Below are 23,326 nucleotides of genomic sequence, written 5' to 3' on the forward strand. Positions count from 1 at the left end.
CTCCACGGTCCTCACCGCAGACGGGCCAAGGATTCCTCAGCGCGCGCAATTCGCTTGTCCACGTCCATCTGCCACCAATAGTCACCCCGTTCCCCAAGTCCGTGCTTGGCGATGGAAACTCGATTTCGGGCAGCACTGACATCCTCGTCCATTCCCGTCTTCTGTGCGGTGCGGACAGCGTTCCGCGCTGTGCCGAGATGGCTTTTCAGTTCTGCAACCATCTCCTCAGGCAGTTCCGGATCGGTTCTGCGCCATTTTCGGCCCTTGATGACCATCCACTTCTGCTCGTCGCTGTACTCACGCTCCCCATCCTGGCCCATGATCAACAGTCTGTTCTTCTCGAACGACTGTGTCCACATCGAGTGTCCACGTGATGTGTCCGTGGGCAATGAGAAGATGGCACGGTGCCTGAGAATCCCACCGCGTCCTCCGACGCCGCCACCGCCGGCTGGCGCGACGCCTTCGCCTCCCTCACCGAGGCGGCCCCGCAGGAGTACACGCCAGTGGCCCTGGGATTCGAACTCGTCGAGGTGGTGGCCCGGACGTGGTTCGAACCGAAGCACTCTGTGGTTCTGGAGAAGCAAGCGGTCTCCCCCGGCACGGATCCCAGCCTGGCGATCCGCCCCCTGATCCTCAGCGAATCAGGTAACTGGGTGAAGAAGTCCCTCACGTGGCGCACCATCGATCGCATGGCCAGGCAATTCAACGTCGACCCCCGTCACCAGGAATGGTTCACTCAGCTCGCGGGCTTGCGCACCCGGGACAAAACCGACTTCACACCCGATGGTGCGCCGTACAACCTCGGCGACTTCCATACTCCGCTGCTGTGGGACATGTTCGCTCAGGCCACCGATATCGGGATCGAACTCGTCGGCGTCAATCAGGGCATGCACGTGCACATCGGACGCGAGGCGAAGGCCATCATCGACGTCAATCGGGTGAAGAACCAGCTGCGGGTGCAGCCGCGGGTGACGATTGATGAACGCGAATTCTCCCCGGGCCTGACTAAGCCGATCTGGACGCATGGGTTCTTCGGCGTCGACCTGGATTCGGGCTTTGCCGTGACGCTGGCGCCGGCGTCGAAGCCGACGGCGCAGTCCGCACTGACCGTCTTCGCCTCACCCGGTCCGATCACGATTCCGGGCAGCGAGTCCGAGGAGTTCTTCGAGGAGTACTATCCGCTGCTGCGCACCTCTGCCGAGGTTGTCAGCACAGATGAGACCGTGAAATTTCCCCAGTTCAGCGACCCGCGGCTGGTCCTCTTCATGGCGTTCGGGGCGAAGGACCACCTGAGTCTGCAATGGTACTGGGAGTACTCGGGACCCAGACGGACTCTGCCCGTGGTACCGCTGTCGAAGCTCGGCACCTCCGCCATCCGCAGCAACGCAGCCGGTCGAAGCACTGCAACGGCCCCGACACCAAACCTCCGCGACAACCGCGATCTCGAACACGAAGCCCGTGTCCTTGCCCAGGTCGAATCGATCCTCGCCGAGACTCAACCGCCCGGCCACCCCCGCGACATGGAACTCACGGACGCCGACACTGCGGACTTCGTCGTCAATGTCCTGCCTGGGCTTGAAGAGATCGACCACGTCAAGGTCATCACGCGCGGGAAGAAGCAGCCCTATCGCGAGCTCGGCGGGGAGCCCAACATCACGATCACCTCGGTCGAATCGGAGAAGAACGACTGGTTCGACCTGGGATTCCAGATCACCATCGACGGCAAACCCATCCCCTTCGTCAAGCTCTACAAGGCCCTGGCTGCGGGGACGAAGAAGATCAAGCTCGTCGACAACACTTTTCTGTCGCTGAACAAGCCCGCCTTCGACAAGCTCAAAGCGCTCCTGGCTGAAGCAGACCTCATCCCCGAGTGGGAGCCGGAGTCCCCGAAGATCACTCGCCTGCACGTGGGGCTGTGGTCGGAGTTCGAGGAAATCGCCGATGAGACGCTTCCGGCCCAGTCTTGGCAGGAGTCCGCACAGGCACTGCTCGACCTCGACCACCTGCCTGCCACCCAGGTGCCACATCTGGGCGGGGTCACCATGCGCCCCTATCAGGTACAGGGTTTCCGGTGGTTGGCACTGCTGTACAGGTGCCACCTCGGCGGGATTCTGGCCGACGATATGGGACTGGGCAAGACTCTGCAGACTCTGGCGTTGATCGTTCATGCGCAGGCAGAGCTTCCGTTCCTCGTCGTCGCCCCCACCTCGGTGGTCGACAATTGGGCGAAGGAAGCCGCGAAGTTCACCCCTGACCTCGACGTTCGTGTCGTGTCCGAGTCGACGCAGAAGAGGAAGACCGCCCTCGCCGAGGTGGTCGCCGGTGCCGATGTCATCATCATGTCCTATGCGATGCTGCGCCTGGACGAAGACCCCATCTCTGCCCTCAAATGGGCTGGGTTCGTCCTCGATGAGGCGCAGTTCGTGAAGAACAGCTCCTCTCAGGTCCATCAGGCGGCGAAGTCGGTCAACGCACCGTTCCGCCTGGCGCTGACGGGCACTCCGATGGAGAATTCTCTGCGCGATGTGTGGTCGCTGTTCGCCATCACAGCACCAGGGCTGTTCCCCAGCGCCCACCGTTTCGAGAAGGAGTATGTGCGGCCCATCGAAGTGGGTGAGGACCCCGGTCGATTGAAGCGTCTGCAGAAGCGGATCCGACCGTTCATGCTGCGCCGGAACAAGGATCTCGTTGCTGCGGATCTGCCCGAGAAGCAGGAGCAGGTCATCAATGTCGAGCTCAATGCCGCTCATCGCAAGCTCTACGATCGGGTGCTGCAGAAGGAGCGGAAGAAGATCCTCGGCTTCATCGACAGCGAGTACGATAAGCAGCGCTTCATCGTCTTCCGTTCACTGACTCTTCTGCGCATGCTGGCCCTGGATCCGCGCATCGTCGACGGTGAACACGAAGGCGTACCGTCGAGCAAGCTTGCGGCCCTGATGGAACGACTCGAGGATGTCGTTGCCGAAGGTCACCGCTCGATCGTGTTCAGCCAGTTCACGTCGTTCCTGACCATGATCGCTGAAGACCTCGATCACCGAGGCATTCCCTACGTCGTCCTCGACGGCTCCACCAGGAACCGGGGCAGAGTCGTCGAAGAGTTCCGGACCGGTAAGGCACCAGTGTTCCTCATCAGCCTCAAGGCTGGCGGGTTCGGCCTCAATCTCACCGAAGCCGACTATGTCTTCCTCATGGACCCGTGGTGGAATCCTGCGACGGAGAATCAGGCGATAGACCGAGCCCACCGGATCGGGCAGACGAAGAACGTCATGGTCTACCGCTACGTTGCCGAGGGCACGATCGAGGAGAAGGTCCTCGCCCTGCAGAAGAAGAAGGCAGAACTCTTCGACTCCCTCATGACCGACGGCGGGGCCTTCGAGGGTCGCAGTCCAAACGGGCAGGCCTTCAGCCAGACGGTGACGGCCGAGGATATCCGGGAGCTGCTGGAGGGATAGGGACTCAGCGCCCGAGCAATGATTGAATATCGACGTGCTCCACATGGTTGGCTAATCTCGTCATCCCATGGGAGCCGATGCCCGTTCGGTCGGCGCTGGACAACACATCAGCGACGATCCCGGCGTTGGATGCAGACATGCCGGCCCGAACCAAGACTGTCGCTGCGTACTGCCAAAGCCTGTCGACGGAAACCCTGACCACCCTGATCTCCTTACGAGTCGTTCACGGGTGAAAAGTTCCCGTGAGGGAAAGGCCCGTGCCGTTGATTTGAATTGATCGATATCACGAACTTGATCAATCGTCGGCAACGTCCCCTTTGTCGATCGTGGTGTAGTAGGCGTAGCCAGACAGCCCGACAATGATGGCCGCGATGATGCTGGGGCGAGCCAGAGCCTCGTAGGCGCCGTCGATCCACTGACCTTGTGCAGTCACGAGCCCGATGACCTGAGTGAAGACCAGGGCGAAGGCGATGACCAAGAACGCAATCATCGCCAGAATGAACAGTGGCAGCAGGATGATTCGCAATGTGTTTCTCATGTCAGCCTCCCATTGGGACAGGAACGATGCCCAGCGCGATGAGCACGCCGAGGATGAAGAACGGGACAACGTAATAGACAACCAGGGGGATGAAGGTCTTCTCCGGCCGAGCGCCGGTGATGCCGCAGGCTACGAAGATCGACCCCGAGGCTGGTGGCGACGCGCCCTCTGTCGAAGCGAAAACGAGGATGGCTATGACCGCGAGAAGTGGATCGACTCCCGCTCCGACCATTCCAAACAGTGCCACCTGACCCACCGCGCTCAATGTCGCGCTCGACGACAGAGGGCCTGCAACAACGACGATCAACAGGCCGATCAATGTGACCAACAGCCAGAGTGGCAGATTCATCGCGGCGAGGACATTGTTGACGTCGGTGTCCAGGCCCAACGACGCCAGGACTTCCGAAGCCGCAATAGCGAAGAAGAGGATCGCGCCGATTGTGTAGAACTTCGGAACCGACCCTTCCATGAACATCCACCATTGTCGGGGAGTCTTGGGCAGCTGCTTCCAAGCGACAGAGGCGCTGATTCCGATGATGAGGACAGGTATCCACATGATGAGTGAGATATTCTCCATCGAATCACCCAGAGAAGGAGCCGCAGCAAGTAGATCAGCGACCGGACCAACCGAGATGGCGATCGGAATGATTGCGCCGAGGAAGATGAGCGCTGACGTCCAACCCCGGCTCAGCGCAACACGAGCAGGGACGTGGTCGGTGCCCTTCTCGGCTGTGATTCCGTCTCGATGGACGAACCATCCAGTCAGCAGGATTCGGAAGATTACCTGGTAGGAACCGGCTACGAGAAGCGCCAGGTACACCTGCGACGTCGTGACCAAGGTACCGGCGAATCCGATCATGATGATCATCGAGGCACTGGGAGGAAGTGCAGAACCGAGTCCTGCGTTGCCTGCAATGACCGTGGCAGCGCGTTCTTTCTTCCAGCCGGTTCGGACCATCCATGGTCCGGTGATGGAACCGGATGCCGCAGCATTTCCGGTGTTCGATCCGCCGGCTACAGCACCCATTGCACCCGAGGCGAAGGTGTCGACATAGGCGGGCCCGCCGGGGAGTCGCCCCAGTAGGGACGAGAGGATGCCGATAAGCTTGTCCATGACGCCGGTCTTCTCCACGAAGTAGGTCATGAATACAAAGGCAACTGCCGCGTAAAGGACCTCGTTCTCGGAGGCCTCGACGAAGGCATTCACGGCATACTGCGGTGCATCGGCTCCGGCGAAGAACAAAGTGACCACGAAACCGAGCAGCATCGCCTCGGCCATATTTCTCTTGACGACGACGTTCCAGATCACGATGACCGCGATGAACACCGCTAGGGCGATAAGGGCGAGAGGCATCGTTGTCCTCCCCTTTCAGATCAGTGGTGTGGTGGGATTCCGACTAGTTGTTGGAGAGGGATTGCTCTGAACGCATCTCCGTTTGGCGCCGTCTCTCATCGTCGACGACAGCCAGACCGTCGGCGAGTATCTTCTCGGCAGCAATCGCGGGAACGACGAGCACTCCATCGGCATCAGCCACGACGTAGTCGCCATGGCGGCAGACGGCTCCGGCAACTGCGATGGTTTCCCGGAGTCGACCAGGGCCCGATTTGTACGGTCCGGCCGGTGAGACTCCTGTCGCCCAAACGGGGAAGCCGATCTCTTCGATCTCTTTTACGTCACGGATGGCACCGTCGATGATCATTCCTGCGATCCCGCGGATGTGGGCGCGTTCAGCGATGAGCTCTCCGATGAGTGCGCGTTCGCTGTAACCGCCTCCGGCGACGACGAGGACATCACCCGGGGCAGTCAGAGGAAGAGCCCGGTGGATTGCCTGATTGTCACCTGGCCGGGTCTGCACGGTGAAAGCTCTGCCTGCCAGGGGCGGACTCTTCCACATCGGCTTCACCGACGAGTTGAGGAAGCCAAGACGATCTCCAGCATCACCGAGCGCTGAGGTGGGAACGGCCGCCAGCTGATCAGCAAGGGGCCCCTCGGTGTCTGCGGCGAGGCTGAGGTGGACGGCGCGCGCAGCCACTGTCATGGGCCACGGGTGTTCAAGCCCCGAGAGGAGGTCGACGCTATCCCCGAGCTCGACTGAGCGTCGATAGGCATGAGTCCGTGTGCCGCTGAGGAGCCGGTCAAGAGTCTCGCCTCCCTGCACCAGTTCACCGGCGATCTGGGTGCGCATCCATTCGACTTCTCCGGTCTCTTCGCCGGCCCGCATGGCTTCGGTGAGCAATGCACCGAGCCCCTTCATGAAGACGCTGCGCAGTAGCTTCCGCCGAGAAGCGTCGCCGACCTGCCCGCGGATCGATTCGGCCTCTGCCCCGATGGCTTTCAGCTTCTCAGCAGCTTCATCAGAGTGAGCGCCCGAAAGCAGAACATGAACCTGAGCACCAAATCGCTGCACCGATCCGATGACTGCCCCGTCGACGAATTTCGCATCAGCACCCAATGCATTCTGGACTTCACGTTTCCGGTGTGGCGAGGCCGCATTCATATCGATGTAGACAGAGTCGCCTGCCAATGAAGCGGAAGCCTCGGCCGCCACCGACACAGACGGGCGAGACGTGGTCAGGCCCAGAACTAGGTCGGCTCCGCTGACTGCTTCGACCACACTGGCCGCCTTGACCACACCAGCAGCTGTCTCCAGGTCACGAGGGTCGAAGCCCGCCACCTCATGTCCTGCCTCAGCAAAGGCCCTCGAATACTTGAAACCAGCCTCGCCAAGCCCGAGAACTGCCACTCGCATCATTGCGCTCCTATCATTGGGTGATAGTGTATATCACTGAATAAGTGTCTCGATCATTGTGCGCAAGGTCATGCACTCTGTCAAGCCCGCCGTTTCCGAGCCGTGTAAGGCTTTGGCGCCACGAACTCTGCCAAACTGAGGGTTGGCCATAACCACTAGTCACATGGGGGCGAGAAACTTGGAGCCGAAGAGCAATCAGGGACGAACTCTAGATCGAGCCTTGGACGTGCTCGAATGCGTCACCGACACGCATGCTCCAGTCAGCCTGACGCACATTTCGCGCACTACTGGACTGCACCTGGCAACGACACAACGCGTTGTTGCCCAGCTGGTAAAGCGTGACTATCTGAAGAATTCCACATCGGGATACACCTTGGGACCGCGCGTGCTGCCAATGTCGCACACCTTTGTGGTGCAAGACCGCTTAGCCCTGCTCGCCCCGAGTGTCCTTTCGGAGCTGACCTCGCATACCTCACTGACTTCATCCGTCTTCGTGCGCACCGGGGACAGGCGGGTACTTGTTGCCCGCATTGAGGCACCAAACCCCCTCAGCTATCAGTTTCCCGTCGGACAGCTACTCGGATTGTTCGTCGGCGGCGGGAAGGTGCTGTTGGCCCACGCCGAGGAAGCGGATCGACAACGACTTCTCGCAGACTATGAGCCCATTCAATTCGAGAACGGTCGACTGCAGGATCTTGACGCCCTCCTCGCCGACCTCGAGGTTATCCGCGAAACCGGGGTCTTCATCTCGGAATCCGAACGCAGGCGTGGAAGCCTCAGCATCACCGCACCCATCTGGGCGCCAGACAATGAGCTGCTGGGCTCAATCAACCTCGTCGCCGACTCCTGGACGACCGGCAACTCAGGAATCGTCGAACACAAATCGACTTTGATGCAGGCCAGTCAGAGGATCACTTCTCAAATGTGAGAACGGCGGGTTCCGCCTCGGGCCAAGCATGAGGCAAAGACCGAGACCACCGCACCGATGAAGGAGATGGTAAGAGCAACGAAGAGCGGTGCGCCCATTTCGGTCTGAATTGCATCCCGCTGATTCCGAATCTTCGCCGCCAAAACGGACAACCGCTCTTCAAATTCCACAATCACTCCTCATTGCGACGTCATCAGTAGTTGATGTGCGCTAAACCGCAGCCGGGCTCAGCCATTTCGGAGCGTGTGGTCGCCCCATGCCCTACACCGTCGAACTCCGCTGGACACCTCCGAACCCAGCCGAGCTGAGCGAGAAGGACAGAGCCTCAGGCACGTACCGCGCATATCTGCCCGATGAGCTTGCCATCACGCTCCCAGAACTCGGCGCCAAAGCACAGCATGCAGCCGAGGAGGCGGCGGTCGTCCTCGCTCGACTCGACGAACGAATCAGCGCGTCGGGCAGCACCTACCTCAACCATCTGCTTATCCGGTCCGAAAGCATCTCCTCGTCGTGAATCGAGGGCAATCCGGTCATCCGCGCCGCAATCGCCCATGCTCAGTTCGAAACGATCCATCCCTTCGCCGTCGCGAAATCGGCAAGTCACCGATCCACCCAAGGGCCGGTTCGGTCATCCTCAAAATCCTCGACTGCTTAGCTCGAGAGCCGGTGATCACCATCGATTCGGCGGCGGTCGAGCACGGAGTCTCTCGCGCTGCTGCCCATCGGGCTCTCGTCGAGCTCGCCGTGGCAGGGATCCTCAGGAAAACCAAGAATCACAAAGGCAAGGTCGTCTGCTATTCGGCAGACCAGCACCTAGCGTATGTTGAGTTGTCGGAGGAGAACCACCGGGGCCGAAAGGTCTGAGCCTCGTTCGAGTGGACGGGTCTCTCTAAGCGGGCCAGTCGCGTCGCGCCCCACTAGTCACAAGTCAATGGTTCCAGACAGGACAACCTCAGTACGACCTCCCACCCACAGTCGGCCATCGTCGTAACTGATGTGGACGCGACCGTCACGGCCCATCGCTGTGCCCTGAGCAGCAATATAAGGAGCGGAGGCACGGTCGGTGGCGATCAGCCATTCCGCGGCCGCAGCGTTGAGACTTCCCGTGACCGGGTCCTCGCGCAACGGTTCATCGCCTTCGGTGAAGAAGGCGCGAACCTCGAATGCCGCCTCGGCACCTGACTCGTGGGCTCCGATCACACCGATATCCCACCGTCCCGGATGCGCGGATGCGTCGGGGCGCAAGTCGAGTACGGTCTGTGCGCTGTCGAGAAGAACCCCGACCCAGCCGGGGCCGTTATCGAGCCACTCGGAATCAATCACGTGGCGGCCGTCGATGCCGAGAATGTCGTTCAATGCAGACATCATCGTTGAGTCAACTGGACCAGACCGCAGGCGAGGCGGGGGCGTGAAGGCAAGCAGATCCTCCTCGACGCGAATTGGCACCAGCCCAGCCCCACATTCCTGAATGAGGACTCCAGGAGTCGATGGAACTCCGCCGGAGTCCAACCAGGCTCGGGCAGTGCCCAATGTCGGATGCCCGGCAAAGGGCAGTTCGGTACTCAGACTGAAGATGCGGACCCGGTAGTCAGCACCTGGCTCTGTCGGCGGCAGAACAAAAGTGCACTCGGACAGATTCGACCAGATCGAAAACCGGCGCAGGCTCTCGTCATCGATTCCTGCGGCGTCGAGCACCACGGCGACCGGGTTACCCGTGCACGGCTGGGTACCGAAGACATCCACTTGACGAAATCCACGAATCATAGGAGCAAGCCTACCCATCTCCCGGCAGGCAGACAGCCTTTAGTGATGGTCACCGAGCTCGTTGTTCTGGGCGGAGTCAATCCACCCTCACCCCTGTCGCTGGTCGAACTCGCCGAGGCGGTCGACGAGTCGAGCGATGATCCTGGCCCTGGTCTCATCGCTGCGTGCAGTGAGGATCGGCAGCATCGCTGAGTACCGCTCTGCACGAGTGAACCGATCGAACGCGGCGCGGGCGGTCGGCGCCCTGGAGAGAGCATCGCGAAGATCATCGGGAACGGTCACCTGCGCCTGCCCAAGGTACGCATTGGCCCAGCGTCCATCCGCCTTGGCAGCAGCAACCTCGGTGCCGCCACGCTCCCGCATTCGTCGGTCCTCGATCAGGCGTTGGACGATCTCAACATTGCGCTTCGACCAGTTCGAGCGGGAGCGGCGGGGAGTGAAGCGCTGGACGAATGTCGTGTCGTCGAATTTTCGGCGTTGTCCGTCGATCCAACCGCTGCACAGGGCTTCTTCGAGAGCTTCCTGGTAGCTCAGAGATGTCGGCGTGGTGACGTTCTTCTTTGCCAGCAGCAACCACACGCCGTCTGACGTGCGGTCATTGCGCGCCAGCCAGTCTCGCCACTCGGCAGTATCGGCGAGGATGAGCGGGTGGTGCTGGGGGTGCTCGGTCATGGCTCCATCCTGTCAGGTCAATCCAGGTCGGACAGGTCCAGGACGAATCGGTACCGCACGTCGTTTGCTGCGAGTCGTTCAAGCGCCGTGTCGACCTGTGAAGACGGCAGCACCTCGACGTCGGGGACGACCCCCTTGTCGGCACAGAACTGCAGCATTTCAGCGGTCGAAGGTCGACCTCCGCTGCCTGCGGAACTGAGCTTCTTTCGACCGATGAGCAGGTCGGTGACCTCTACGGTGAGCGCGCCCAGGTAGCCGAGGACACTGAGGGCCCCGTCCAGCCCGAGCAGCTTGAGATAGGGCGCGATGTCGTGTGGTGCCGAAACGGTGTCGATGACGACGTCGAAGCTCTCCCGCGCCGCCGTCATCTGCGCAGAATCGGTGGAGACGATGAACCCATGCGCGCCGAGTCGGCGGGCGTCGTCGGCCTTGTCCGAGGTGCGGCTGATCACGGTCGCGGTGGCGCCGAGTGCGACTGCGAGCTTGACTGCGAGATGGCCGAGGCCGCCGAGCCCGACCACGGCAACACGTACACCCGGCCCGACATCCAACGCGCGCAGTGGCTCCCAGACGGTGATGCCCGCGCACATCAGCGGTGCCGCCGCGGCTGGATCCAGCCCCTCGGGAAGTCGGTAGGCGAAGTCTTCGCGGACAACGCACTCCCGCGAGAACCCGCCCAGGGTTGTCGATCCGTCGACACGATCCTTCCCGCCATAGGTCAGGGTGGGAAATTCGTGGCAGAAGTTCTCCTGTCCTGCCCTGCACATGGGGCACTGACCGCAGGAATCGACGATATTGCCCACCGCGACATTGTCGCCGACGGAGAAGGCTGCCACGTCGAGCCCAACCTCGGTGACGACGCCGGTGAACTCGTGCCCCGGAACGAGGCGCGAGTGACCATCATGGTCACGCAGTGCCTGCAGGTCGCTGTGGCAGAGCCCGCAGTAGTCAACCCTCACAGCGATGTCATCCCGGCGCAGTTCGCGCCGCTCCAGCAGGCCAGCAATCAATTCCGAGGAGCCAGTCGCCTGCCATCCAGTGGTCGTTCGCATCACAGATCTCCCTAAATAGACCATTTGGTCTATTTAGCGTACTGCCACCCTCCTGACGAAGCAAACCAACTGGTCTGTTTGATACTGTGTTTGCATGCCCGAACAACCCCAGACCCCCCGCGGGGCAGCGACCTACCAGCGCATCCTCGACGCCGCTACCGAGGAGTTCGCCCAGCACGGCATCGCCGGGGCCCGCGTCGACCGGATTGTTTCGGCCGCACGGACGAACAAGGCTCAGCTTTACTCCTACTTCGGCGACAAGGGCCAGCTCTTCGACGCCATCTTCCTCGACTCCCTCGACAGCATCACCAATACGGTGCCCATCGACGCCGAGGACCTCGCCGATTGGGCCGTGCGCCTCTACGACGAATACCTCCGTCGCCCCGACCTCATCCGACTGGCCACCTGGACGCGATTGGAGCGACGACCCACGGGTCACCTCACCGAAGCCCACGATGACTATGATGACCACAAACTCTCGGCCATCGCCGCTGCTCAGAAGGCGGGGCAGGTCCGGGACGGTGACCCCTTCGACATCATGGCGATGGTCATCGCGATGTCCATGGCGTGGTCACCGGTGAGCAACGTCTACGCCGCCGACAGCAGTGAACCCGACGAGGTACACTCCTCCCGCCGGAGGTTGCTGCGCGAGTGCGTCTCCCAGGCCATGAGACCCCATTGACGCATGGTCAGACGCGGGCGGCAGTCCCTTTCGGAGCCTGCTGAGCAAGGATGCGCGTCCGATACCGATGAGGAGATTCGCCCACATTGCGCTTGAATGCGGAACTGAAGGAACTCTCCGAGGAGTACCCGAGCTTGAGTGCGAGCAGTTTCATCCTCGAGTCGGCTGACTGTAGTTCGCGCTTGGCCAAGAGCATCCGCCACCGCACGAGGTAGGTCAGCGGCGGCATGCCCGCGACCTCGCGGAAGCGAACCGCGAAGGCCGTGCGAGACATCGCTGAGGCTCGGGCGAGGTCGTTGAGCCCCCAAGCCACCTCGGGGCGTTCATGGATGAGGTCGAGAGCAGGCTTCAGCCGATCGTCTCCCAGCAGCCTCAGCCACCCCGACGGGACGACGGCGTGATCGGAAAACGCCCGCAATACGTCAAGGATGAGCAGTTGGCTGCACTCACGCACAGCGAAGTCCGCGCCGGGTCGCTTCGCGGAGATCTCCTCGAAGAGGCGATCGATAGTACCGCTCACGCGAGAGGACGATGGGGAGGAAGTGCGGATGTGGGCCACAGGCGGCAGCGCATCAAACAGGAACTCATGGCCGGCGGAATCAAGGTCGATTCGTCCGCCGATGAAGATGTCCGAATTCTCAGGGTCAGGCACGTCGAGGCGAGCGATCTCTGCGTTCGCCGGCTGCGCCACCCGGGTCAGCGGACCGTCACCGGCGCCCCCGCGCAGGGACAACCATGACCGGGCATTGAGGATCGCCACCTCACCCTCGGCCAACGCGATCGGCTCCTCGATGCCATCGGTCATCAGCGTGGCCCGGCCGCGGACGATCGCGCAGAATCTCAGCTCTTCATGGACGGGCGACTCGGCAGACCATCGTCCACTGGCGGCAGCACCGCCAGAGACGACGCCGCGCACCGAAATGAGGTCAAGCACTTCCGAGAGATGATCGCCGGCCATGCCTGAACTATAGAGCATGATTTGCGGACTCTGCATTATTCCAGGTACGAAAAGAACCAGGCAGAGTAGGAGACATGAATACAGAAACCACTGCCCCATCACCGACCACATCACAGCCAGTCGCTCTCATCAGCGGCGCGAACAGAGGAATCGGGCTGCAGGTCGCCAAGGATCTTGCAGCCGCTGGCTTCACCGTCTTCCTCGGGTCCCGTAACGAGACGAGCGGGCGTGAGGCCGCTGCTGAGATCGGCGCCGGCACCATCGCCCTCCAGCTCGACGTCACCGACCAAGACTCCGTCATTGCGGCCGCAGAGCGCATCGAGTCGGAGTTCGGGCGCCTCGATCTGCTGGTGAACAATGCTGGAGTGTCGTTCCTCGGAGATCGCAGCACACCGCTGCCTGAGAGAGCCCGCTCCGGACTGCTGACCAATGCGCCGCTTGAGTCAGTGCGGGACATGTACGAGATCAACGTCTTCGGAGTCATTGCGCTCACCCAGGCTCTCCTTCCTCTGCTGCGCTCCGCACCCGGATCACGCGTGGTCAACGTCGGCAGCGGCGGCGGATCATTGGCGGCGAATGCCGATCCCGAGAACCCGCATCGGCGGATGTTCGGCCTCTACTCCGTGACCAAGACCGCCCTGCACGCGGTCTCTCTGGCCTTCGCCACAGCGCTCGAACCCGAGGGCATTCCGGTCAACACCGTCGACCCGGGAATGACGTCGACTGCACTCAATGATTTCCAGGGAACGAAGACTGTCGAACAGGGTGCGGCCCATATCGTCGCCGTGGCACTGCGCGGGACCGACGGACCGACCGGAACGTTCACCAGCGACGAAGGCACGGTGCCGTGGTGATCGGCAGCTGAACGCTTGCCATCACTCCTGGTACAGGGCTGAAGCAGAGCCCGAGTGACTGGTGAGAACTGTCATCATATGTGATCGTGCACGTTCGATGCCCTGCAATGCGGTATTGCGGATGACGTCGGGATCACGGCCTTCGATGGCGTCGACCAAGCGGCCGTGATTGACCGCTTTGTAGGGTCGTCCCAGCTCCTTGCGCAGGTTGAGGCAGCGTTCGATCTCCTCATGGATCGAGCGCACGGTTTTCGCAAGCACAGGAACACCGGACAGTTCGGCGATCCGGACGTGGAGCTGCCCGTTGCGCTCATTGAGCACGTGTTTCTCGACTGACGGGTCGATGCTCAGATCGCTCAACTCCGCCAGATCTTCGAGTTCAGCCGACGAGGCGCGCTCCGAAGCAAGAACGGCCGCTTCCGGTTCGACCATCTTGCGCAGGGCGTAGAGATCCTGAATCTCGCTGAAGTCGATCGGCTTGATGAACGTGCCCCGTCGAGGCATGACCACGACTAGACCCTCACGACGCAGGCTGTTGATCGCTTCCCGAACCGGAGTGCGACTCATCTCGTATTCTTCGGCGATCGCCGAATCCGAGATCATGGTGCCAGGACGCAGCGTCGTTTTCACGATGTCTCTCTTCAACTGCGCGTAGGCCTGGTCGGCCATTGAAGTCTTTGTCACCGCCGAACAACCTTTCAGATCACTGTGCTGAGACTCGTCCTACCGAAGAACAAGTTGACTTCCGATCGGTGCCACTCTAGCATCCTTGTTATATATCAGACGGATACTTTACGGATACACGATACTGATATTGCGCCTGAGAGGGCCTCACACAATGAAGTGCACATCGCCTCACCTGAAAGGCATCGAATGACAGCCACCACGGAAGACCACGCGGTTGCCAACCCAGACAATCGCTTCTATCGCATTCTGACTTCGATCGAGCGGGCAGGGAACAAGCTTCCGCATCCGTTCTGGCTGTTCGTCATTCTCTGCCTGGCGCTCGGAACGACGAGTGCGATCCTGGCAGGACTCGGAGTGTCGGTGACTCTGCCCGTTGACGGAGAGACAGTCGCGGTCAACAACCTCTTCTCAATCGATGGAGCACTCTTCGCCATCGAGAACGCCCTGACGAACTACGCGACGTTCCCGCCATTGGCCATGATCGTCGTCGTGTTGCTCGGCGTCAGCGTCGCAGAGCGCAGCGGCTTGCTGACTGCTCTGCTGCGTGTGACGGTGGGCAGGCTTCCGAAAGCTTGGCTGACCTTCTCGATCGCCTTCGCCTCGATGATTGCGCACGTCATGTCGGATTCTGCGTACCTCGTGATGATCCCATTGGGTGCCCTGGCCTTCCGCGCTGCCGGACGGAGTCCGTTGCTCGGTCTCATGGTCGCCTATGCGGCCACAGCCGTCGGTTTCAATGCGAGTCCGCTCGTCACACCCTCGGACGCCATTCGCGCTTCACTGTCGATGGCGGCGTCCCACATTGTCGACAAGGACTATGTCGTCACACCGTTCGCCACCTACTTTTTCACGGCCGCGTCGTCAGTGGTGCTGTCGATCACCATCGCCGTCGTCGTCGACAAAGTGCTCAGCCGCCGTCCTGAGTTCTCACCCGAACGCCTCTCAAGTGACTTCCGAGTCTCGGACAAACTGTTCAATACGGAGTCCACCAACCATGAATCCGTCGAGCTGAGCGCTGAGGAGCGTCGGGGCCTCATCGTGTCCGCTGTCGTCTTCGTCGTCGCAGCCGTCGGGATCGCGTTGATACTCATGCCGGGCTCGCCGTTTCGCGGAGAAGGCGGAAGCATCATTCAGTCGCCCGTGCTCAAGAACATCGCCATCTTCATTTCGCTGGTCTTCGCCCTGCTCGGCATCGTGTACGGGCGGATCACACGATCGATCCCCCACCTCGGCGATGTTCCTCCGGCAATGGCCGAAGGCATCCGAACCTTGGCGCCAGTCCTCGTGCTCTTCTTCGTCGTCTCCCAGTTCCTCGCGTATTTCGAGTGGACGAACATTGGGTCGGTCATCAGCGTCAACGGTGCCGCGCTGTTCAAACAGCTCAACGCTCCGCATCTGGTTCTGCTGCTCATCATCGTTCTTGCCATCTGCGTTCTCAACATGCTGATCACCAGCGGCTCCGCGATGTGGTCGATCCTCGCTCCCGTCGTAGTTCCGCTCGTCATGTACATCGGAATGCGGCCGGAATCGGCAATGGTCGCGTTCATGATCGGCGATTCGGTCACCAACTGCCTGACGCCGCTCAACGGCTACTTCGTCCTCGCTCTCGGCTATGTCCAGCACTTCCGTAAGGGGGCCGGAGTCGGGACCATGCTCTCCTTCACCCTGCCCCTGGCCTTGGCAGTGCTCATCGTCTGGTCCATCTTCTTCGTCATCTGGTATCTCGTCGGAATCCCCCTGGGGCCAGGGGTGCCGGTTCGATGACGGATGCGTTCAATCGTGACAACAGAGACTCTCGAAAGGAAACAACACAAATGGGAACAATCACCGTCATCGGTGCGGGCAACGTTGGCCAGACGATCGCCGGGCATATGGCATTGCTGGGACATTCTGTGCGGATGTTCTCGCGCTGGGACAAAGAGTTTCAGCCGATCAGGGATCGAGGAGGAATCGAACTCTTCGGCGAAATCAACGGGATCGGCATACCGGACCTGCTCACCACCGACATCGGCACAGCTACGGAGAACGCCGATGTGGTTGTGGTCGCCGCACCCGCGTTCGCACACCCGGGCCTCTCCGAGTCGCTCGCTTCCACCCTGGAACCCGATCAACTCGTCGTCTTCCAACCCACAGTTCTGGGCAGCGGTGTGGAGCTGTCCCGCCACTTCGCGCTGGCCGACCGGCAACCATGCCTGATCGCAGAGAGCGCGACCAGCTTATACACGTGCCGGCTCAAGGAGCCCGCCAAGGTCTACGTCGGCGCAGTGAAGGACTCGATCGGCATTTCGAGCATTCCCAACAGCAGGACACAGGAGGTCATCGGTCGCCTCGTCCCCTTCTTCGGCGAACACTACAGCCCGGCAGCTGACAGTTTGGCGGTCGGCCTGAGCAATTCGAATCCGATCTATCACGTTCCGCCGGCAGTCCTGAACTTCAAGACTGTCGAAGACGCCGAACGTCTGCCACAGCACGAGCTCGTGACCCCGAGAATCGCCGAAGCCATCGATGCTCTCGATCAGGAACGACTTTCGCTGTCGACAGTGCTGCATACTCACACCACGGGATTCTGGCAGTTCCTGGACGATGCCTATGGAGTCAGCGAAGGCTCGTTCGTCGACAGAGTCGTACAGGGATACGGCCGACAGGCGTTTCCTGAACCGGACTCCCTGACACATCGGTACTTCACGGAAGATATCCCCTTCGGACTGGTCATCTGGAGTTCTATTGCCCGACAGATCGGTGTACCCATGCCGCTGACCGATGGCTTCATCACCATCAGCAGCGTGCTCTGCGGGGTCGATTTCTCTGCAAACGGCCGCACTGCAGAGTCCCTCGGCCTCGCAGACGCCGAGGTGGACGACATACTCGATGTCTTCCGCAATGGAGTGCGCTGACCCTTTCGGGCCAAAAACGTGGAAGGGCCGGGCAGACGTAGAGCCGTTCGGCCCTCCACGCGAATGTCTAGTCGACTGCGGCGCTGCAGGCCAGAACGGCACCGGCGGGGTCAGCAATGACGACATTCCGGTGGCTCTCTGTGTCGAAGGGCTCGAGCACGACTGTGCCGCCCAGCGACTCAACGAGCGCCGCGGTGGTGTCTGCGTCGCTGATGGCAACGTTGACAGCCCAGTGAGGTGGGGCATCACCGGCGTCGGAAAGCAGACCGATGGTGTGCCCGTCGAGACTCCACCGTGAGAAGGGTGCACCCGAGACCTCGTGGAGTTCCCAGCCGAAAAGCGCACCGTAGAAATCCTGCGACGCTCGAGCGTCGGGGCTGTGGAGCGAGGACATTGACCAGGAGTTGGTCTCGCCGACAGTCTCGGCCCGTTCGACGCCCTGGCCATCATTGACGCAGAAGGGGATGCCGCTTGGATCTGCGAGGATCGCGACTCGTCCACCCGTATTCTGTTCCAAAGACGGTAGAAGACAGCTTCCACCCGCGGTTTCAGCCTCGGCGATCGAGGCATCGACGTCGTCGACGAGGATATGGATCAACCACCCGGCTGGAACTGCCCGCGGTGCCTGAGCGATACCGGCGACGCTCTGCCCATCCAACCGAGCCACGAGCACATTGTCGTTCTCACCGGGGTCCTCGACGGCCCAGCCGAAGAGCTGAGTATAGAACTCGGCCGCCTCCGACACGTTCGGCTGGAGAGTCTCGATCCAGAACGGGGCACCGATCCAGTGAGTGCTGTCGTTGGCCATCATTGCCTTTCAACCATCGCGGACTGCCGCAGGCTCTCAGCTCTGCTCATGATTCGACAATAGTTACTCTTCCCCGGCCAGTCACTCCCCAGAACCGTCAGAAGACTGGGCGGTATCGACGATCCACGGCACTCCGTACCGGTCGAGGCACATGCCGAACCCTTCGGACCAGAACGTCGGACCAAGCGGCATTTGGATCTCGCCGCCGTCAGCCAGCGCAGCGAAGACCGTGTCAGCAGTCGCCAGATCAGCGGCCGTGTAGGACAGTGCAATACCCAACCTGGGGCCACCATCGCCCGTAGTGTCATCGGACCCATGAGCAGCGTGTCATAGAAGGTCAAAGCGGCGTGCATGACCGTGTCATGGCGCGGAGGCTTGTTCAACGCCCTCATGAGAACACTGCGTCAGCATTCCCTGCAGAAATGGAGTCGATGTTGTCTCTTGGTGCGGTGCCTCTACTGGGAACTGAAGTAGAAGTCCGCGTGTGCCGCACAGCGCGGATTGAATGGCGCCGCGCAATCCGGGCAAGCGCTCACGCCCAGGTAGGCCTCGATCGTCAGCTCCGTCCAACAGTGTCCACAGAGAATAGCCTTCTGATTCCACTGCTCTCGGGGCCACTGCTGGGCCGAGTGTTCAGCGCATTCGGAGTGGCAGAGATGGCACGGAAAGTACCTGTCGCAGCAGGCAAAGCGAATGGCGATGATGTCGAGTTCAGTCGAATAATGCTCGCATCGAGTGTGCTCATCGACGGTCTTGCCGAAAACTCGGGGTAACGTCGTCACGGCTCACCTGCCTCCTGTTGCTCTGCTCCCTGTATTCCCAGCCTAGTCGCCTGCGCTGTTCGGCGAAGTAAAATAGGGACCCCGAGCCGATGAGGACCAATGCCAACACCTGAAGATTTCGTCCGCCCCTTCGCCGAGGTGGCCCTGGCCAACATCACCCGCGAGTATCCGTTCGCCGCCCACCACGTCGCACGCGGATTGATCGACATCGTGCCAGCAAGCGAGAAGAACCCGGCCTTCGCGAACTCCTTCGACTGGCACTCCAGCGTGCACATGCACTACCTGTTGGCGTCACTTCTGGGCACCGAGTCTGCCCCTGGTGCGGAGTGGCGCGACGAAGCCATCGAGATCCTCGCCTCCCACCTCAGTGAGGATAATATGCGCGCCGAGGCGGATTTCCTCCGAGACAACCCGAGCTGGGAACGACCCTATGGTTGGGCATGGGCCATCGACCTCAACCGGGCTCTCAACGCCAGTGAGATCTCTGAACTGCGAACGCTGGGAAAGAATACCCAGGTCCTCGCCGATACCGTCTTCGAGCTGGTCCTCGAATGGCTGCCGAAGGTCCCCGAGCCGGTACGCCACGGAGTCCACTCGAACACGGCATTCGCTCTGCGCCGCATCCTCATCAGTGCCCGCGCACAGGACCGAGTTGATGTCGTCGACGCCATCGCCACGGCTGCCCACCGCTTCTATGCCGAGGACCAGGCCTGGAACTTCCGTCAGGAGCGCAGCGGCCATGACTTCCTCTCCCCCGGACTGTGCGAGGCTGACCTCATGGCCGAAGTTCTCACGGAGGACGAGCTCAAAGCGTGGCTGCCGAGCTTCCTTTCCGATCTGGCATCTGAATCACCGGCGCTGACTCCGGTGGAGGTTCTCGACCTCACCGACGGGCAGCAAAGCCACCTCTACGGTTTGGGACTGTCGGTGGCGGCATCGGTCATGAGGTTGGCGCCGATGCTGCAAAGCATCGGCAAAGAGGCTGATAACGGCGAGCTTGTAGAACAGTCGAAGGGAATGTTGGCTCGGGTCGATGCGCTGATGTCACCTGGACTGGACGCGTCGGTGTCCGATGAGTACATGTCCTCGCACTGGGTGGCGACCTTTGCGTGGGAGGCACTGGGGCTTCACGTCGCCACCGACAATGTGTTGTCAACATAGTCGCCCCCTTCACACCCGCCTCGTCGTGACGCCCGCCGTCATGCTTCTCAAGTCATCCGGGTCAAACTGTGCGCAATTTACTCCCGCCTGATTCCACAGCCGCAGTGAGTTCTTCGCCGACGATCAGAGAATGGATCGCCTCGATATCTTTGTGGACCGGGCGGTCTCTCTCGAGCTTCGGAACCATCGCTCGAATTGTGTCGTAAGCAGCGCCCACACCCCGTCCGATGGGTTCAGAGGAGATGAACTCCACTGCCTGGCATGCACACAAAAACTCGATCGCAAGTACGTGCGATACGTTCTCAATGACTTCGAGGCTCTTGAGCGCAGAAGAGGTACCCATGCTCACGTGGTCCTCCTGACCCGCTGCTGAAGGAATGGAATCGACCGAGGCAGGCTGCGCCAATCGCTTGTTGTCTGAGACCACCGCAGCGGCAGTGTACTGAGGAATCATGTACCCCGAGTCGGTGCCGGGGTTCGGCGACAAGAATGGAGGAAGTCCGCTATGGTCAGCGGAAGTCAGCCGGAATGTCCGCCGTTCCGAGATGCTGGAGAGTTCTGTGAGAGCTATCGCGAGCATGTCCAGAGCCATCGCCACAGACTCACCATGACAATTCGACGACGACAATGACATCTCGTCCTCGGCGAAAATCAGCGGGTTATCGGTCGCGGAGTTCATTTCGTCTTCGATCACGGATTTGACGAATCGAATCATATCTTTGGCGGCACCGTGTACTTGCGGAATTGACCTCAGGCTCAGAGCGTCCTGCACCTTGCGCTGGGATTCCGCTTCCTCCAAGCTGCTTCCCTGAAATAATGTTCGGAGGTTTTCGGCCGTCGCCCCGACGCCCTCGTGCTTCTTCACAGCGCCAATGCGGGCGTCGAATGCGGAGAGGTTCCCGCGAAGTCCCTCAACTGAAACGGCGCTTGCGATGTCTGCAGTCTTCAGCAGCGACAAGGCATCGTGCACGGCAAGGCCTCCGAGTGCGACCATGTCGCACGTGCCGTTGAGCAGGCTCAGTCCCTCTTTTGCCTGCAGGACGACCGGCCTCAGTCCCCGGCGTTTGAGCGCTTCTGCACCAGAGACCTCCGAGCCATCCACGCATGCTTCGCCTTCACCGATGAGAACCAACGCGATATGGGCTTGATACGCCAGGTACCCGAGCGACCCCTTGCGAGGCACTCGCGGGATCACGTCTTCATTCACCATGCCAAGAAGCAAATCCACGACTTCTTCCCTGATCCCGGAGTACCCGAGCGAAAGGTTTCGGACCATCATTGCCATCACCGCGCGCGTTTCGACCGCAGAGAGAGGGTCTCCTACTCCGCTGGCGTGGCTGCGGACAAGGCTGAGCTGCAGTTGGGCTGATTCCTCCGGGCTGATTCGGATCTTGCTGTTATCGCCGACGCCGGTCGTAATTCCATAGACAATTGCGTCCTGGCTCAGCAGATCGTCGACGACTCGCCGGGACTCCCGAATCCCGCGACGCGCATCATCCGAAAGCCGCACCAAACGTCGATCTCGGGCGATGCGATGCAGGTCATCGACGTTGAACCCAGAGGGACTGATGGTCACATATTCTTGCGTGTTGATCTCATGCTCCTTCGCTCGAAACGACATGCTTGATGCTTTCGGTCTGACGGCAGAAACGGGAACAGGCTCAGTTCTCGAGTTGCGCAGCTTTAGCCGGGTCAGCCCTCGGTTCACCCATTATTTTCGTGTCCGACCGAAGGTTTTTGACGGCAGAGAACGAGATGAGAATGATCAGGAACAAAACGGGGAATCCTGCAAGGGTTGCGGTCTGTTTGACTGCGTCGATGCCCGAAATCTCTCCACCGGTTCCGGCCGTCACGGTGAGTATGGCGAGAACTCCGATCAGTCCGCCCCAGAAGATCTTGACCATGGCCGGCGGCTCCGGATTTTTGAGGTCGTTTCCGGTCGTTGTCAGAGACGACATCGTGGTGGTCAGTGAATCAGCCAGAGTGGTGAAGGAGATGAAGATTGCGATCAGCATCAGGATGCCGAAGAGCAGCGATAGTGGGAGTTCATCCAGGAAAGCGAACAGGGACAGTGGCACACCGCCTTCGCCGTTGATGATGTCCCAGAGTTTGCCGTCGCCCTTCCAGTCGAAGTACATCGCCGCTCCACCGAATACCCAGAACCAGAATGCTCCGAATGCCGCCGGCAACAGCATATTGACCGTGACGAACTCACGGATCGTACGCCCATAAGAGACGCGAGCGATGAACATACCGATCAAAGGAGCATTTGCTCCCCACAGCGCCCATTCGAAAATCGGCCAATCGCGGGGCCACGATTCGCCATCCATCGGGCTGAACCATAGATGCATCTCCGCGAAATCGGAAAGGTACTTTCCAGTTCCTTGAGTACCAATGGTCATGATGTAGGCCGTTGGGCCAACCACGAGCACGAAGACCAAAAGCAAGAGGAAGAGCCTGGTGTTCTGCTCCGCCAGGAACTTGATTCCCTTCTGCAGGCCCGTGTAGCTCGACAGAATGTAGGTGATGGTGATGAGAATGGCAATGACAGCCCACAGGGTGGGCCCGTTGACGATGTCCGTATAGTGCGACACGCCGCTGCCGATCTGCAGGACCCCTTCACCGAGGATCGCGGACATTGCACCCGCAATGGCGAACATGCAGACATTGTCAACGATCGTTCCAATGCCCCCGAGCGCCCGCTTTCCGAAAATCGGATACAGCGCGGAGCTGACGGCATAGGGCATCCCCTTGTTGTAATGTGCGTATCCGATTGCTATTCCGCAGATGACATACAAGGCATATGGCGCGATCGTCCACTGCATCGTCACAGCCGCGATAGAGAACGTCGCTGCCTGTTCAGATCCTGGTTCCAGCCCAAGCGCCGCCGGAGGGTTCATAAAATGGGTCAGTGGCTCGGCGGTTCCCCAGAACAGAATGCCGGTACCGATCCCGCTGGTCAGCGAGATCGCAAACCATTGCCATTTCGTCATGGTCGGTTTGGCTGAGTCACCACCGATTTTGATCTTTCCGAATTTCGAGCAGCCCAGATACAGGCAGACGAAGATCAAAACGAAAACGGTCAAGCTGAACAGCCAGCCGAAGTTGCTGAAAGCGAACCCCACCACGGACGACTGTATGTTGTAGAACCACTGAGGGGCTGCGATACCCAGGACTGCTGTGGCGACCAGCAGGACAGCCATTGGGGCGAATACTCCCCACCGCATCTTCTTATTGTTCATCATTGACTCCGGTGGATTGTCCATCAATTACGACCAACCAACAGCACCGGGAAAACACCAGCTCTATACCGTCCTTGGTGACTCAGATGCTGATGCAAACAT

At 60.5% G+C, this 23,326-nt stretch carries 24 protein-coding genes and 1 pseudogene; 9 read left to right on the forward strand and 16 right to left on the reverse strand.

The genetic code is table 11. The features are described 5' to 3' along the window. Positions 1-11: 11 nt before the first annotated feature. Complete coding sequence (locus JTF07_RS12295) at positions 12-359, reverse strand: biopolymer transporter Tol (RefSeq protein ID WP_252199766.1); 348 nt, start codon at positions 357-359, stop codon at positions 12-14. A gap of 45 nt (positions 360-404) precedes the next feature. Here JTF07_RS12295 and JTF07_RS12300 point away from each other — a divergent pair, with 45 nt between their 5' ends. Next, entirely contained in the window at positions 405-3,452 is a 3,048-nt protein-coding gene (locus tag JTF07_RS12300) for a DEAD/DEAH box helicase (RefSeq protein ID WP_204234544.1), read from the forward strand. A gap of 4 nt (positions 3,453-3,456) precedes the next feature. Here JTF07_RS12300 and JTF07_RS20885 read toward each other — a convergent pair whose 3' ends face one another. From JTF07_RS20885 to JTF07_RS12320, 4 genes are all read right to left on the reverse strand, one after another. Beyond that, positions 3,457-3,654 carry an Ldh family oxidoreductase gene (locus JTF07_RS20885; protein WP_204234545.1) on the reverse strand — a complete coding sequence of 66 codons (198 nt, stop codon included), beginning with the start codon at positions 3,652-3,654 and terminating at the stop codon, positions 3,457-3,459. A 93-nt stretch (positions 3,655-3,747) separates the two neighbouring features. Further along, positions 3,748-3,990 (reverse strand): hypothetical protein, encoded by a 243-nt coding sequence (locus tag JTF07_RS12310; protein ID WP_204234546.1) that lies wholly within the window; start codon positions 3,988-3,990, stop codon positions 3,748-3,750. 1 nt (position 3,991) lies between these two features. Further along, positions 3,992-5,344 (reverse strand): TRAP transporter large permease subunit, encoded by a 1,353-nt coding sequence (locus tag JTF07_RS12315; protein WP_204234547.1) that lies wholly within the window; start codon positions 5,342-5,344, stop codon positions 3,992-3,994. A gap of 43 nt (positions 5,345-5,387) precedes the next feature. Continuing rightward, a complete protein-coding gene (locus JTF07_RS12320) occupies positions 5,388-6,743 on the reverse strand; it encodes an RraA family protein (RefSeq protein WP_252199767.1) in 1,356 nt (451 codons plus the stop codon). 160 nt (positions 6,744-6,903) lie between these two features. On the opposite strand from JTF07_RS12320, the pseudogene JTF07_RS20365 reads away from it, so the two are divergent. Then, positions 6,904-7,080, forward strand: a pseudogene (locus tag JTF07_RS20365) (helix-turn-helix domain-containing protein); the annotation flags it as partial. Positions 7,081-7,134: 54 nt separating this feature from the next. Then, positions 7,135-7,668: an IclR family transcriptional regulator gene (locus tag JTF07_RS12325; protein ID WP_252199802.1), complete on the forward strand. Its 534-nt coding sequence runs from the start codon at positions 7,135-7,137 to the stop codon at positions 7,666-7,668. Here the strand turns inward: JTF07_RS12325 and JTF07_RS12330 are convergent. After that, positions 7,659-7,838, reverse strand: coding sequence for a hypothetical protein (locus tag JTF07_RS12330; protein ID WP_204234548.1), 180 nt, complete (start codon positions 7,836-7,838; stop codon positions 7,659-7,661). The genes JTF07_RS12325 and JTF07_RS12330 overlap by 10 nt on opposite strands. 86 nt (positions 7,839-7,924) lie before the next feature. Here JTF07_RS12330 and JTF07_RS12335 point away from each other — a divergent pair, with 86 nt between their 5' ends. Next, entirely contained in the window at positions 7,925-8,182 is a 258-nt protein-coding gene (locus JTF07_RS12335) for a hypothetical protein (RefSeq protein ID WP_204234549.1), read from the forward strand. 407 nt (positions 8,183-8,589) lie between these two features. Here the strand turns inward: JTF07_RS12335 and JTF07_RS12340 are convergent, their stop codons facing one another. The 3 genes from JTF07_RS12340 to JTF07_RS12350 all read right to left on the reverse strand — a co-directional run bounded on the left by JTF07_RS12340 (position 8,590) and on the right by JTF07_RS12350 (position 11,156). Then, positions 8,590-9,432 carry a PhzF family phenazine biosynthesis protein gene (locus JTF07_RS12340; protein WP_252199768.1) on the reverse strand — a complete coding sequence of 281 codons (843 nt, stop codon included), beginning with the start codon at positions 9,430-9,432 and terminating at the stop codon, positions 8,590-8,592. Between the two features lie 87 nt (positions 9,433-9,519). Then, positions 9,520-10,104, reverse strand: a complete 585-nt coding sequence (locus JTF07_RS12345; RefSeq protein ID WP_204234551.1) for a YdeI/OmpD-associated family protein — start codon at positions 10,102-10,104, stop codon at positions 9,520-9,522. Between the two features lie 17 nt (positions 10,105-10,121). Next, positions 10,122-11,156, reverse strand: coding sequence for an NAD(P)-dependent alcohol dehydrogenase (locus JTF07_RS12350; RefSeq protein ID WP_204234552.1), 1,035 nt, complete (start codon positions 11,154-11,156; stop codon positions 10,122-10,124). 94 nt (positions 11,157-11,250) lie between these two features. Between JTF07_RS12350 and JTF07_RS12355 the strand changes: the two genes are divergently transcribed. After that, positions 11,251-11,838, forward strand: a complete 588-nt coding sequence (locus JTF07_RS12355) for a TetR/AcrR family transcriptional regulator (RefSeq protein WP_204234553.1) — start codon at positions 11,251-11,253, stop codon at positions 11,836-11,838. Positions 11,839-11,845: 7 nt separating this feature from the next. Here JTF07_RS12355 and JTF07_RS12360 read toward each other — a convergent pair whose 3' ends face one another. After that, positions 11,846-12,796, reverse strand: coding sequence for an AraC family transcriptional regulator (locus JTF07_RS12360; RefSeq protein ID WP_204234554.1), 951 nt, complete (start codon positions 12,794-12,796; stop codon positions 11,846-11,848). Between the two features lie 74 nt (positions 12,797-12,870). Here JTF07_RS12360 and JTF07_RS12365 point away from each other — a divergent pair, with 74 nt between their 5' ends. Beyond that, complete coding sequence (locus tag JTF07_RS12365) at positions 12,871-13,650, forward strand: SDR family NAD(P)-dependent oxidoreductase (protein WP_204234555.1); 780 nt, start codon at positions 12,871-12,873, stop codon at positions 13,648-13,650. Positions 13,651-13,671: 21 nt separating this feature from the next. On the opposite strand, the gene JTF07_RS12370 is transcribed toward JTF07_RS12365, so the two are convergent. Beyond that, complete coding sequence (locus JTF07_RS12370; protein WP_204234556.1) at positions 13,672-14,334, reverse strand: GntR family transcriptional regulator; 663 nt, start codon at positions 14,332-14,334, stop codon at positions 13,672-13,674. A gap of 189 nt (positions 14,335-14,523) precedes the next feature. Between JTF07_RS12370 and JTF07_RS12375 the strand changes: the two genes are divergently transcribed. Both JTF07_RS12375 and JTF07_RS12380 read left to right on the forward strand, forming a co-directional pair. Then, positions 14,524-16,101, forward strand: a complete 1,578-nt coding sequence (locus tag JTF07_RS12375; protein ID WP_204234557.1) for an AbgT family transporter — start codon at positions 14,524-14,526, stop codon at positions 16,099-16,101. A gap of 50 nt (positions 16,102-16,151) precedes the next feature. After that, entirely contained in the window at positions 16,152-17,231 is a 1,080-nt protein-coding gene (locus JTF07_RS12380; protein ID WP_204234558.1) for an NAD/NADP octopine/nopaline dehydrogenase family protein, read from the forward strand. A gap of 67 nt (positions 17,232-17,298) precedes the next feature. On the opposite strand, the gene JTF07_RS12385 is transcribed toward JTF07_RS12380, so the two are convergent. From JTF07_RS12385 to JTF07_RS12395, 3 genes are all read right to left on the reverse strand, one after another. Continuing rightward, a complete protein-coding gene (locus JTF07_RS12385) occupies positions 17,299-18,042 on the reverse strand; it encodes a VOC family protein (protein ID WP_204234559.1) in 744 nt (247 codons plus the stop codon). A gap of 78 nt (positions 18,043-18,120) precedes the next feature. Continuing rightward, the gene (locus JTF07_RS12390) at positions 18,121-18,318 is read right to left on the reverse strand and encodes a VOC family protein (protein WP_204234560.1); all 198 of its coding nucleotides are present in this window, start codon (positions 18,316-18,318) and stop codon (positions 18,121-18,123) included. A 176-nt stretch (positions 18,319-18,494) separates the two neighbouring features. After that, entirely contained in the window at positions 18,495-18,821 is a 327-nt protein-coding gene (locus tag JTF07_RS12395) for a CHY zinc finger protein (RefSeq protein WP_204234561.1), read from the reverse strand. Positions 18,822-18,920: 99 nt separating this feature from the next. Here JTF07_RS12395 and JTF07_RS12400 point away from each other — a divergent pair, with 99 nt between their 5' ends. Continuing rightward, positions 18,921-19,982, forward strand: a complete 1,062-nt coding sequence (locus tag JTF07_RS12400) for a DUF2891 family protein (protein ID WP_204234562.1) — start codon at positions 18,921-18,923, stop codon at positions 19,980-19,982. Positions 19,983-20,043: 61 nt separating this feature from the next. Here the strand turns inward: JTF07_RS12400 and hutH are convergent, their stop codons facing one another. Further along, on the reverse strand, positions 20,044-21,603 hold the full coding sequence (hutH, locus tag JTF07_RS12405) for a histidine ammonia-lyase (RefSeq protein WP_204234563.1): 1,560 nt from the start codon (positions 21,601-21,603) through the stop codon (positions 20,044-20,046). A gap of 40 nt (positions 21,604-21,643) precedes the next feature. After that, positions 21,644-23,185, reverse strand: coding sequence for a BCCT family transporter (locus JTF07_RS12410; protein ID WP_204234564.1), 1,542 nt, complete (start codon positions 23,183-23,185; stop codon positions 21,644-21,646). Between the last annotated feature and the right edge of the window lie 141 nt (positions 23,186-23,326).

The sequence above is a fragment of the Brevibacterium sp. RIT 803 genome (assembly GCF_016892625.1).
In the GTDB taxonomy this organism is placed as follows: domain Bacteria; phylum Actinomycetota; class Actinomycetes; order Actinomycetales; family Brevibacteriaceae; genus Brevibacterium.

Bases quoted from the DNA above. Each gene is read 5' to 3' on its own strand.
- JTF07_RS12295 (WP_252199766.1), bottom strand. From the start codon at position 359: ATGTGGACACAGTCGTTCGAGAAGAACAGACTGTTGATCATGGGCCAG.
- JTF07_RS12310 (WP_204234546.1), bottom strand. From the start codon at position 3,990: ATGAGAAACACATTGCGAATCATCCTGCTGCCACTGTTCATTCTGGCG.
- JTF07_RS12315 (WP_204234547.1), bottom strand. From the start codon at position 5,344: ATGCCTCTCGCCCTTATCGCCCTAGCGGTGTTCATCGCGGTCATCGTG.
- JTF07_RS12320 (WP_252199767.1), bottom strand. From the start codon at position 6,743: ATGATGCGAGTGGCAGTTCTCGGGCTTGGCGAGGCTGGTTTCAAGTAT.
- JTF07_RS12325 (WP_252199802.1), top strand. From the start codon at position 7,135: ATGTCGCACACCTTTGTGGTGCAAGACCGCTTAGCCCTGCTCGCCCCG.
- JTF07_RS12335 (WP_204234549.1), top strand. From the start codon at position 7,925: ATGCCCTACACCGTCGAACTCCGCTGGACACCTCCGAACCCAGCCGAG.
- JTF07_RS12340 (WP_252199768.1), bottom strand. From the start codon at position 9,432: ATGATTCGTGGATTTCGTCAAGTGGATGTCTTCGGTACCCAGCCGTGC.
- JTF07_RS12345 (WP_204234551.1), bottom strand. From the start codon at position 10,104: ATGACCGAGCACCCCCAGCACCACCCGCTCATCCTCGCCGATACTGCC.
- JTF07_RS12350 (WP_204234552.1), bottom strand. From the start codon at position 11,156: ATGCGAACGACCACTGGATGGCAGGCGACTGGCTCCTCGGAATTGATT.
- JTF07_RS12355 (WP_204234553.1), top strand. From the start codon at position 11,251: ATGCCCGAACAACCCCAGACCCCCCGCGGGGCAGCGACCTACCAGCGC.
- JTF07_RS12360 (WP_204234554.1), bottom strand. From the start codon at position 12,796: ATGGCCGGCGATCATCTCTCGGAAGTGCTTGACCTCATTTCGGTGCGC.
- JTF07_RS12365 (WP_204234555.1), top strand. From the start codon at position 12,871: ATGAATACAGAAACCACTGCCCCATCACCGACCACATCACAGCCAGTC.
- JTF07_RS12375 (WP_204234557.1), top strand. From the start codon at position 14,524: ATGACAGCCACCACGGAAGACCACGCGGTTGCCAACCCAGACAATCGC.
- JTF07_RS12380 (WP_204234558.1), top strand. From the start codon at position 16,152: ATGGGAACAATCACCGTCATCGGTGCGGGCAACGTTGGCCAGACGATC.
- JTF07_RS12385 (WP_204234559.1), bottom strand. From the start codon at position 18,042: ATGATGGCCAACGACAGCACTCACTGGATCGGTGCCCCGTTCTGGATC.
- JTF07_RS12400 (WP_204234562.1), top strand. From the start codon at position 18,921: ATGCCAACACCTGAAGATTTCGTCCGCCCCTTCGCCGAGGTGGCCCTG.
- hutH (WP_204234563.1), bottom strand. From the start codon at position 21,603: ATGTCGTTTCGAGCGAAGGAGCATGAGATCAACACGCAAGAATATGTG.
- JTF07_RS12410 (WP_204234564.1), bottom strand. From the start codon at position 23,185: ATGGCTGTCCTGCTGGTCGCCACAGCAGTCCTGGGTATCGCAGCCCCT.